This window comes from Vibrio sp. SCSIO 43155, assembly GCF_023716605.1.
Taxonomy (GTDB): domain Bacteria; phylum Pseudomonadota; class Gammaproteobacteria; order Enterobacterales; family Vibrionaceae; genus Vibrio; species Vibrio harveyi.
Genome location: NZ_CP071852.1, coordinates 471269 through 482993, shown reverse-complemented (window position 1 = coordinate 482993; position 11725 = coordinate 471269). Strand labels below are relative to the sequence as shown.

The window sequence follows — 11725 nt, the reverse complement described above, 5'->3', positions numbered from 1 at the left end:
GACCAGCATTTTGTGCTGGTCTTTTTTATTCCTGCCAGAATCAAATGTTACTTTTTTGTAACAATCGTTTTTCTATCTAACTGAATTTATTAGATTATTTCAGCCAATTAAATGGTAAATCGCATATTCACGTGATTATTCACTAATAACTTGACCTTTTTTACAATAAGCTATAGCTTGTGAAGTTGGTGAAAATAAAACGCACAATTTTTGTTAAGATATTTGACGAATTTTATTGAATAGATATACATAAAACTTAGAAAGTGACGCATAGTTAGTCATCATTATCAACTTGAGCAGTGTTGATATATCTGTCGGGATGACAGATAAGCAAAGGGAGAATTGCAATGGCTCTTTATGATCCAAGTCTTGAGAAAGACAACTGTGGATTTGGCTTAATCGCGCACATGGAAGGCGAGCAAAGTCACAAGCTGGTACGTACAGCAATTTCTGCACTTGATCGCATGACCCACCGTGGTGGCATCGCCGCCGATGGAAAAACCGGTGATGGTTGTGGTCTTCTTCTACAAAAGCCCGATTCCTATTTACGCCTTATCGCCGAAGAAAATGGCTTCAACCTTGGCAAGCAATACGCCGTGGGGATGATTTTCTTTAACCAAGATCCGGTGAAAGCTCAACTCACCAAAGACATCGTAAACAAAGAACTGGCTCAAGAGACCTTAACCGTAGCGGGCTGGCGTGAAGTTCCAACTAATTCAGAAGTACTCGGTCCGATCGCTGCTGATTCACTTCCAGACATTCAACAAGTCTTTATCTCTGCACCAGCAGGTTGGCGCGAGCGTGACATTGAACGTCGCCTCTATATCGCACGCCGTCGCATCGAGAAACAAATTACAGAAGATCCTGACTTCTACATCTGTAGCTTGTCGACACAAGTTCTGGTGTACAAAGGCTTGTGCATGCCTGCGGACTTACCGCGCTTCTATCTTGATCTTGCTGATCTACGCATGGAGTCTGCTATCTGCCTGTTCCACCAGCGTTTTTCAACCAATACTCAACCTCGTTGGCCTCTGGCTCAACCGTTCCGTTACCTCGCTCATAATGGTGAGATCAATACCATTGAAGGTAACCGCCAATGGGCTCGCGCTCGTGCTTACAAGTTCTCATCACCACTGCTGCCCGACCTACAAACTGCGGCACCATTTGTGAACGAGACTGGCTCAGACTCTTCCAGCTTGGATAATATGTTGGATCTCTTTTTAGCAGGCGGTATGGATATCTTCCGTGCCATGCGGATGCTTGTGCCACCAGCATGGCAAAACCACCCAGATATGGACCCAGATCTGCGAGCATTTTACGACTTCAACTCCAAACACATGGAACCATGGGATGGCCCGGCAGGTATTGTTCTGTCCGATGGTCGATACGCCGCATGTAACTTAGATCGTAATGGTCTGCGTCCTGCACGTTATGTGATAACTAAAGACAGGCTGATCACTCTAGCATCAGAGATCGGTATTTGGGATTACGCTCCGGATGAGGTTGCCGAAAAAGGGCGTGTTGGTCCTGGCGAACTGCTGGTTGTCGATACTCGCAAAGGCAAACTATGGCAATCAAGTGAGATCGATAACGATCTGAAATCTCGCCACCCTTATCGCGAATGGATGGAAAACAACGTTCGCAAACTCACGCCTTTTGCTCAATTACCAGAAGAGCAAGTTGGCGAGCGCAGCTTTGATGAAGACTTGCTTAAGACTTACCAAAAGCAATTCGCCATGAGCAACGAAGAAGTCGATCAGGTGTTGCGCGTTCTCGGTGATATGGGACAAGAAGCGGTCGGCTCTATGGGTGATGACACCCCGATGGCCGTCTTATCCTCTAAAGAGCGCTTGGTGACTGACTATTTCCGTCAGAAGTTCGCGCAGGTAACCAACCCGCCGATCGATCCACTGCGTGAAAAACACGTGATGTCACTAGCAACCAGCATCGGTCAAGAGATGAATGTCTTCTGTGAAACTGATGGACACGCGCACCGAGTAACCTTCGATTCACCAGTGTTACTTTACTCAGACATGCAGCAATTACTCGAGCTTGGAGACAATTACTATCGTAATACCATTCTCGATATCAACTACGATCCACAACAGAAAGATCTTAAACAAGCCATTGATGATCTGTGTGAGCAAGCAGAACACGTGGTGCGTGAAGGCACTGTGCTAGTGGTGCTTTCGGATCGTGCTTTAGTCAAAGGCAAACTGCCAATTCCTGCAGCAATGGCGGTCGGTGCCGTTCAAACTCGCCTGATCGATGCGAACTTACGTTGTGATGCCAACATTGTTGTTGAAACAGCCACGGCACGTGACCCACACCAATTTGCTGTCTTGCTTGGCTTTGGCGCCACTGCGGTTTACCCATACCTAGCTTATGAAGCGCTAGGTAAACTCATTGATGATAAAGCGCTAGAAAAAGACTATCGCGATGTGATGCAAAACTACCAATACGGCATCAACAAAGGCCTGTACAAGATCATGTCGAAAATGGGGATTTCTACCATCGCCTCTTACCGTTGCTCACAACTGTTTGAAGCAGTTGGCTTGAGCCAAGAAGTGGTCGATTTGTGCTTTAAAGGTGTAACAACTCGTATTGAAGGCGCAAATTTCGACGACTTCCAACAAGACTTGTACAACCTTTCTCGCAAAGCTTGGGCGAAACGTAAAGCCATCGAGCATGGTGGTTTATTGAAATATGTCCACGGTGGTGAATATCACGCCTACAATCCAGACGTGGTTGGCACACTGCAAACTGCGGTGAAATCAGGCGAAAGCAACGATTATCAGAGCTTTGCTAAACAGGTGAACCAACGTCCTGTTGCCATGTTGCGTGACTTAATGGCGCTGAAAAAATCAGATTCCCCATTACCACTTGAGCAAATCGAGCCAAGCACAGAACTCTTCAAACGTTTTGACTCGGCGGCAATGTCCATTGGTGCACTTAGCCCAGAAGCACACGAAGCACTTGCAACAGCGATGAACCGCCTTGGTGGCTATTCTAACTCAGGTGAAGGAGGTGAAGATCCACGTCGCTTCGGTACAGAGCGTAACTCGCGCATCAAGCAGATTGCTTCAGGTCGATTTGGTGTTACGCCTCACTACCTAACCAATGCAGACGTACTGCAGATCAAGGTCGCACAGGGTGCGAAGCCGGGTGAAGGTGGTCAGTTACCGGGACACAAAGTCACCGCAGAAATCGCAAAACTGCGTTATTCAGTACAGGGGGTGACTCTGATCTCCCCTCCTCCACACCACGATATTTATTCGATTGAAGACTTAGCCCAGCTGATCTTCGACCTAAAACAAGTCAATCCAAACGCATTGGTTTCGGTGAAGTTAGTTTCTGAGCCAGGTGTCGGCACCATCGCAACAGGTGTCGCGAAAGCTTACGCTGATCTCATTACCATCTCGGGCTACGACGGTGGTACTGCAGCAAGCCCACTAACCTCAGTGAAATACGCAGGTAGCCCTTGGGAATTGGGACTGGCAGAGACACAACAAGCACTGGTTGCTAATGGTCTACGTCATAAGATTCGTCTACAGGTAGATGGTGGTCTAAAAACCGGTCTGGACGTGGTGAAAGCGGCAATTCTCGGTGCAGAAAGCTTCGGTTTTGGTACTGCTCCAATGGTGGCAATGGGTTGTAAGTTCCTACGTATTTGTCACCTCAACAACTGTGCTACTGGCGTTGCAACTCAAGACGAGACGCTGCGTAAAGAGTACTTCAAAGGTCTTCCGGAAATGGTGATGAACTACTTCATTGGTCTGGCGGACGAAGTTCGCGGATTACTCTCTGAACTTGGTGTTGAAAAACTGACTGACTTGATCGGTCGTACGGATTTATTGGAAACCATTGAAGGTCTGACAGCAAAACAAACCAAGCTGGATTTGTCGAATATCCTTGAGGCACCAGTCTCTCCAGAAGGGCACCCTCTTTATTGGACACAGCCAAATACACCATTTGATAAAGCAGAGCTAAACAACAAGATCATTGAAGACGCGCTGCAAGCGATTGAGAAACGTCAATCTGCTAGCTTCTTCTACAACGTGATCAACACCGACCGTTCTGTGGGTGCTCGCCTATCAGGTGAAATCGCTCAGCGTTACGGCAACCAAGGCATGGCGGCAACGCCAATCAAGCTGCATTTGGACGGCACAGCTGGTCAGTCATTTGGCGTTTGGAACGCAGGTGGCGTAGAGCTTTACCTCACTGGTGATGCAAACGACTACGTAGGTAAAGGCATGGCTGGCGGTAAGGTGGTTATCAAACCTCACCTTGGCACTGCATTTAAGTGTAATGAAGCGACCATCATTGGTAACACCTGTTTGTACGGCGCGACCGGCGGTAAACTGTTTGCGGCAGGTAAAGCAGGTGAGCGTTTCGGCGTACGTAACTCAGGTACGATTGCCGTCATTGAAGGCGCTGGTGATAACGCTTGTGAGTACATGACCGGTGGTATTGTTGCCATTCTAGGCGCGACTGGCGTGAACTTCGGCGCAGGCATGACCGGCGGGTTTGCATACGTATTGGATGAGAACCAAGACTTCCAAGGTCGCGTGAACAACGAATCGGTTGAAGCGATATCTCTGTCAGATCTCTACATCCACCAAGAGCACTTGCGTGGTCTGATTGCCGAACATCTCGAAGAAACCGGCTCTAGCCACGCAGAAGATATCTTGGCGAACTTTGATGAATGGATTCCAAAGTTCTACTTGGTGAAACCACAAGCGGCGGACTTGCGCACGCTACTTGGTCACCAGAGTCGCAGTGCCGCAGAACTGCGCGTTCAAGCCCAGTAATCATGGAGGATGTTTGAATCATGAGTCAGAACGTTTATCAATTTATCGATGTTCAACGCGTAGATCCTGCGAAGAAGCCTATCAAAGTTCGTAAGATCGAATTCGTTGAAATCTATGAACCATTTACCAAGCAACAAGCGACTGCGCAGGCGGATCGCTGCTTGGATTGTGGTAACCCATATTGTGAATGGAAATGCCCAGTACACAACTACATCCCACAATGGCTAAAGCTTGCCAATGAAGGTCGTATCCTCGAAGCCGTAGAGCTATCGCACCAAACTAACAGCTTGCCTGAAGTTTGTGGTCGAGTGTGTCCGCAAGATCGTCTATGTGAGGGCTCTTGTACTCTCAATGAAGACTTTGGCGCCGTCACTATAGGTAACGTTGAAAAATACATTACCGACAAAGCCTTCGAAATGGGCTGGAAGCCTGACATGTCTAAGGTGGAGTGGACCGATAAAAAGGTTGCCATCATTGGTGCAGGTCCAGCAGGCTTGGCTGCTGCCGATATCCTAGTGCGCAATGGCGTGAAACCTGTGGTGTTTGACCGCTACCCTGAAATTGGCGGTCTACTGACCTTCGGTATCCCTTCGTTCAAGCTTGAAAAAGGCGTGATGGAAAATCGCCGCCGCGTCTTCACCGAAATGGGCGTAGAGTTCCAGATGAATGTCGAAGTAGGTAAAGATGTGCAGATGCAAGAGCTGCTTGATGAGTACGATGCCGTCTTTTTGGGGGTTGGTACTTACAAGTACATGCGTGCGGGACTAGAAAATGAAGGTGCGCCGGGTGTTTACGACGCTCTGCCATTCTTGATTTCAAATACTTACAAGGTCATGGGCTTGGAGCACGACCAACCTTTTATCGACATGGCAAAGCAGCGCGTAGTTGTACTCGGCGGTGGTGATACCGCGATGGACTGTGTTCGTACCTCTATTCGCCAAGGCGCGTCAAACGTGGTATGTGCTTACCGTCGTGATGAAGCTAATATGCCCGGCTCTCGCCGCGAGGTGAAAAACGCCAAAGAAGAAGGCGTGAAGTTTATGTTCAACCTTCAGCCTTTAGGAATTGAAGTCGATGCGTCAGGTAAGGTCTCGGGGGTCAAAGTGGTGAAAACCGCTCTTGGTGAGCCTGATGAAGCGGGTCGTCGCCGTCCAGAGCCCGTCGAAGGCAGCGAACACGTTCTACCGGCAGACGTCGTGATCATGGCGTTTGGTTTCCAGCCACACAAAATGGACTGGTTAGCTCCGTTTGATGTCGATTTAGATCAATGGGGTCGTATCAAAGCCCCTGCGAAACAAGAGTTCCAATTCCAGACCAGCAATGAAAAGATCTTCGCGGGTGGCGATGCGGTGCGAGGCTCTGATCTAGTCGTCACTGCAATTGATGAAGGACGAAAAGCAGCAGAAGGCATTCTCGATTACCTCGAAGTTTAATCACAGCTAACATCACAAAAAGGATCCTATTATTGGATCCTTTTTCTTTTGTATCCATATAATTAGAAGCAAAATTATAAGAGTAAATACAATGAAAAAAGCCGCTCTCCTTTCCATCACTTTGCTCGGCTTAACCGCTTGTAGCCAAGGAGTCACAACCATGACGGATCGTTCTCAATCACCTTGTGGTGACAAACCAAACTGCGTCTCCACTCAAGATACGCGTGCAGAATACAACCTAACGCCATTCACCCTGACTGATTCAGCGAACATCGATGCTATTGAGCAAATTGCACTTGAACTGCCAGGTGCGAAAACAGCGGTGAAAGAAGGCAACTACATACGCGTAGAGTGCACATCTAAAATCATGCGCTTTGTGGACGATTTAGAACTTAAGGTAGAAGGCGATCAGCTGATTGTTCGCTCAGAATCTCGTGTTGGCTATTCAGACTTTGGCGTGAACCGTAAGCGTGCTGAACAATTACGTTCACTACTGATGAATGCTGAGTTAATCAAATAACGACCACATATTGGTGCAGAGTGGTATACTCTCGCCAACTTAAATTTTTATCGAAAGAGAGTGTTATGAAAGTTGGTATCATCGGTGCGATGGAACAAGAAGTCACCATCCTGAAAGAAGCAATGACAAACTGCCAAACAGTGAACAAAGCAGGTTGCACGTTTTTCTCTGGTCAGATTAACGACGTTGATGTGGTACTGCTTCAATCTGGCATCGGTAAAGTAGCAGCAGCAGTTGGTACAACCATTCTGCTAGACGAATACCAACCAGATGTGGTTATCAACACTGGCTCTGCGGGCGGTTTCGACTCAAGCCTAAACCTAGGCGACGTTGTTATCTCAACAGAAGTTCGTCACCACGATGCAGACGTAACCGCGTTTGGCTACGAAATGGGTCAAATGGCAGGTCAACCAGCGGCATTCAAAGCAGATGAGAAGCTAATGGACCTTGCTGAAAAAGCACTGGCTCAAATGGAAAACACTCACGCAGTTCGCGGCCTGATCTGTACTGGTGATGCGTTTGTTTGCACGGCAGAACGCCAAGAGTTTATCCGTAAACACTTCCCTTCAGTTATCGCTGTAGAAATGGAAGCATCTGCTATCGCTCAAACTTGTCACCAATTCAACACGCCGTTTGTTGTTGTGCGCGCTATCTCTGACGTAGCAGACAAAGAATCACCAATGAGCTTCGAAGAGTTCTTACCGCTAGCGGCGAAAAGCTCTTCAGAAATGGTATTCAAAATGTTGGAACTGACTAAGTAAGTCTGTCGAATTTCATGGAAGAAACCTTTCAGCAGTTTTATGCCAATGGTGCGCTCCTCGTCATGTGGGGCGCATTATTATTCCATCTCCTGCTCCCCATACCGCACGCTGCGCATCCAGTGACGCTTTGGCATAAATTCGCCGAGCAACTGGCTAACAAGGTCAATAACAACCACAACTACTCGCAAAGTATCATCTCTGGCGGACTCGCTCTTCTTCTTATGCTTGTGCCTTGCTTGATATTACTGCTCGCGATGAAGCCTTTAGTTTGGCAAGCACCGCTATTTGAGCTGGCATTACTGCTGATTGCTCTTGACTGGCGAAACAATGAATCACTTGCTAAACAACTCGTCACCGCAATGTCGAATGAGAATAAAGTACAATGCCGAGCACTACTCAAGCCTTACCTGAACCGCGATACAGAGAGCTTATCGCTACTAGGCATTGGTAAAGCTGGAGCAGAAACCATCATCATGGGTTACGGACGTAACGTAGTGTGTGTGCTGTTTTGGTATGGAGTAACTGGTGGAATTGGCGCGTTGATGTATCGTCTTACTGCTGAGTTAGCTCGAGCATGGTCTCCTAGTCGACGTCAATATTCACCATTTGGCAAACCAGTTATTCAATTAACAGCGGTCCTAGAAATCACTCCATTACGCTTATTCGCGATGTTTATTGGTGCGGGTAAAAACGTATCAAGCGTTTCAACTGCTATGCTTCAACAAGCGAAATCTTGGCCGCTTCCTGGACCGGCATGGTTGTTGTGCTCGATTGGTAACAAGCTTCAATTGTCACTTGGTGGTCCAGCTTTGTATCAAGGACTGCGAGCCGAACGTGCAAAACTTGGGGGGCGTATTGCACCATCAGCCATTCATCTAGCGCAAATCCAAACACTGATAGTTTGGCGTATCTTTGCTTGGATAGTTATCCAAAGCCTAATTCTCGGATTCATTTATCAAGGACTATGATGAAAAAACTTTGCTTTGCCCTTCCTCTTATCTTCTCTGCTGTTTCTTTTGCCAATGAACCTGTTCAACGAGTCATCAGCTTAGCGCCACATGCAACAGAAATCGCCTATGCAGCTGGTCTTGGAGACAAGCTGATTGCGGTCAGTGAGATGAGTGACTCCCCCGAGCAAGCCAAAGACCTAGAAAAAGTATCAAACTATCAAGGCATTAAACTCGAACGCATCATCGCCCTTCAACCCGATTTAGTTATCGCTTGGCCTGCAGGTAATCCAGCCAAAGAACTTGATAAACTCAAGCAGTTTGGCATTCCGATTTACTACTCAACAACAGGAACGTTAGAGGATATTGCCAAGAATATTGAACAACTCAGCCGATACAGTGAGAAGCCGGAAGTAGGACGAAAAGCCGCTGAAGATTTTCGTGCACAGTTAGAAGCGTTAAAAGAAAAGTACAATACCGAAGATAAAGTTAGCTACTTCTATCAGTTGAGTGAAAAACCGATCATCACCGTTGCGGGCAAGAACTGGCCAAGTGAAGTCTTCACCTTCTGTGGTGGTGAAAATATCTTTGCCAAAGGCAGTGCCCCTTACCCACAAGTCAGCATCGAGCAAGTGATTACTCGCCAGCCTGAAGTACTGTTTACCTCTCGCCATGCCATGGGTAATGATGGAATGTGGGCAGAATGGAAGAGCGACATCCCTGCATTAAAAAATGGTCATGTTTGGTCACTTAATTCCGATTGGATCAACCGCCCGACCCCAAGAACCTTAAACGCGATCACAGAGGTGTGTGAACACTTTGAAAGCGTTCGGCAAAAACGCTAACGTTTTCGTTGGAAATCCCGTACAATTTCCGTCCCATTTCTGTTCCCCCACAATTTGTTTATAAGGTACCAAGTAACATGGACTCCATGCTGCTTTATATGATCGATTTATTCGGTACTGCTGTCTTTGCGGTTTCTGGAGTTTTGCTCGCAGGCCGATTAAAGATGGATCCTTTCGGTGTGATCGTGCTCGGTAGTGTGACTGCTATTGGCGGTGGCACTATTCGTGATATGGCGCTTGGCGCTACCCCTGTATTCTGGATTACTGACACGACCTATCTATGGGTAATTTTCATTACCTGTTTATTAACCATGATTTTAGTTCGTCGCCCTAAACGTCTACCTTGGTGGGTCCTTCCTGTATGTGACGCAATTGGTTTGGCAGTATTTGTTGGTATCGGTGTTGAAAAAGCCCTAGCTTACAATGCATCCGGCATGGTGGCAGTTATCATGGGCGTCATTACTGGCTGTGGCGGCGGCATCATTCGCGATGTGCTAGCACGTGAAGTGCCGATGGTTTTGAGAAGCGAAGTCTATGCGACAGCATGTATCATCGGTGGTATTTTTCACACGACTGCATTGAGCATGGGTCATGACCACTCTTTCGCCCTACTTGCAGGCGTCGTTTCAACATTGATTATTCGCCTTGGGGCGATTCGCTGGCACTTATCACTGCCAACCTTCGCCATAAATCGATAATGTTCACCTATTGATTGAAAAGAGCCGTCATAACCGACGGCTTTTTTTTGGTAAACGTCAGTCGCTTCTGATTCTGAGCTTAGTTATATTAAGGCTATTATTCCCAACATTCATGGATAGACATGTTACTGGAAGGCATCGAAACACTATTAGTTTTAAGCAAAGCGAAAACCATGAGCCGCACAGGGAGTTTGCTGTATATCAGCCAATCTGCGGTAAGTAAACGCATCGCGAATCTAGAGAAAAAACTGGGAAAGAAACTTGTCGAACCATCGGGTAGAACCATAAAACTCACACCAGATGGCATGGCTTTGATCGAAAATATTGGTCCCTCTTTTAATGAGTTACGTGGCCTTATCTATGAACAGCAAGAACTAGAAGATACGTCTTTAATCACCCTCGATAGCTCAAAGTCTCTCATTGCAGGTTATCTCGGGAAAACGATTGGTGATTACCTCAAACAAGACCAGTACTTAACCATAACCACTAACCACAGCCCTAGAATCGTTGAGCGAGTTCAATCCGGTAAAGCGACCGTTGGGCTTTGTGCAGGGCTATTGCCACCGCATCATGGTTTGATGGCTTTCCACTTATGTGATGAGCCTTTTTTCCTCGTTAGTGATCAACCACTGTATACGCTCCCGAAAAAAGTAATCACAAATGATTTAACCAATCCATCCAATAGCTACCAACTGCCAGCATTAGAGAAAATCGGTATTAAGCCATTGATGGAAATGGATGCCTACACAGCGGCAGCCCAACTCGCACTGGGAGGAGCAGCTCCTGCATTAATCCCGCTATCAATCGTCAGAGCGTTGAAGATTCCTGGCGATAACTGCTTTATGTTTGAGCCACTGACCTCTTTGATTCGACCAATTCATATCTGCGTTAGGCAGAACGTGTACCAGTCGCCAAGAGTTAAAACAGTGATAGAAACCATTGGTGATGTTGTTGCCAAAGAAGTTTTGTCGCCATCAACATAGACATGGTAATGACTAAAGGTCGAATCCATTTTTGACCTTTGGTGACGACAACTTTGGCACCAAGCTGAGCACCAATAAAGCCACCTACGGCCATGGTAAGGCCGATTTCCCACACAGGTAAACCAGCAAGAATAAAGAACAGTAGCGCCGCAATGTTTGAGGTGAAGTTAAGAATCTTAGTGCGGGCAGTCGCATCAACCAGTGAAAAGTGACCTAGTGCGACAAAACAAAGCGCAAAGATAGAGCCAGTGCCTGGTCCAAAGAAACCATCGTAGAAGCCTACGCCCCCACCAACACACAAAGCAAACATCGCTTCAGAAAGCTTGGGTTCACCTTCAGCCGCTTTCGAGGTTGAAGAAAGCAAAAAGTAGAGAGAAATCGCGATCAGCAAGACTGGGATAAGACTAGTGAGCACACCGGCATCGATAAACTGCACAGCCTCTGCACCAATGGCAGAACCAATAAAGGTACATAGAATCGCTAAGCGCATCTCTTTCAGGCTAACAATACCATTACGCACAAAGTACCAACTGGCAGAAAAGCTTCCAAACGAGCTTTGGAGTTTGTTGGTCGCCAATGCCTGAGTAGGACTTAACCCTGCGGCCAACAAAGCAGGGAGCGTCAAGAGACCACCGCCACCAGCCATCGCATCAATAAATCCCGCAGCAGATGCGACAAAAAACAATGCAATTAAGATTTCGAACGTAACTTCCACTTGTGCGTCCTT

9 protein-coding genes are annotated in these 11725 nt (G+C 47.1%); 8 read left to right on the top strand and 1 reads right to left on the bottom strand.

All coding sequences use genetic code 11. The annotated features are described in order from the left end of the window. The first annotated feature begins 347 nt into the window (after positions 1-347). The 8 genes from gltB (at position 348) to J4N44_RS02215 (ending at position 10998) form a co-directional block, all read left to right on the top strand. Positions 348-4811, top strand: a complete 4464-nt coding sequence (gene gltB / locus J4N44_RS02250; RefSeq protein WP_252044810.1) for a glutamate synthase large subunit — start codon at positions 348-350, stop codon at positions 4809-4811. A gap of 20 nt (positions 4812-4831) precedes the next feature. Next, positions 4832-6244, top strand: coding sequence for a glutamate synthase small subunit GltD family protein (locus J4N44_RS02245; RefSeq protein ID WP_009697616.1), 1413 nt, complete (start codon positions 4832-4834; stop codon positions 6242-6244). A gap of 91 nt (positions 6245-6335) precedes the next feature. Further along, positions 6336-6764, top strand: coding sequence for a DUF1499 domain-containing protein (locus J4N44_RS02240; RefSeq protein WP_005447833.1), 429 nt, complete (start codon positions 6336-6338; stop codon positions 6762-6764). Positions 6765-6829: 65 nt separating this feature from the next. After that, entirely contained in the window at positions 6830-7525 is a 696-nt protein-coding gene (mtnN, locus tag J4N44_RS02235; protein WP_005447825.1) for a 5'-methylthioadenosine/S-adenosylhomocysteine nucleosidase, read from the top strand. A gap of 14 nt (positions 7526-7539) precedes the next feature. After that, positions 7540-8493 (top strand): cobalamin biosynthesis family protein, encoded by a 954-nt coding sequence (locus tag J4N44_RS02230; protein WP_239923998.1) that lies wholly within the window; start codon positions 7540-7542, stop codon positions 8491-8493. Then, positions 8493-9317, top strand: coding sequence for a vitamin B12 ABC transporter substrate-binding protein BtuF (btuF, locus tag J4N44_RS02225; RefSeq protein WP_252045076.1), 825 nt, complete (start codon positions 8493-8495; stop codon positions 9315-9317). The genes J4N44_RS02230 and btuF overlap by 1 nt, the downstream gene beginning before the upstream one ends. Positions 9318-9394: 77 nt before the next feature. Continuing rightward, positions 9395-10015, top strand: coding sequence for a TRIC cation channel family protein (locus J4N44_RS02220; RefSeq protein WP_017190089.1), 621 nt, complete (start codon positions 9395-9397; stop codon positions 10013-10015). A gap of 122 nt (positions 10016-10137) precedes the next feature. After that, positions 10138-10998 (top strand): LysR family transcriptional regulator, encoded by an 861-nt coding sequence (locus tag J4N44_RS02215; protein WP_017190088.1) that lies wholly within the window; start codon positions 10138-10140, stop codon positions 10996-10998. Here J4N44_RS02215 and J4N44_RS02210 read toward each other — a convergent pair. Next, positions 10934-11713, bottom strand: coding sequence for a TSUP family transporter (locus tag J4N44_RS02210; RefSeq protein ID WP_009697613.1), 780 nt, complete (start codon positions 11711-11713; stop codon positions 10934-10936). The genes J4N44_RS02215 and J4N44_RS02210 overlap by 65 nt on opposite strands. Between the last annotated feature and the right edge of the window lie 12 nt (positions 11714-11725).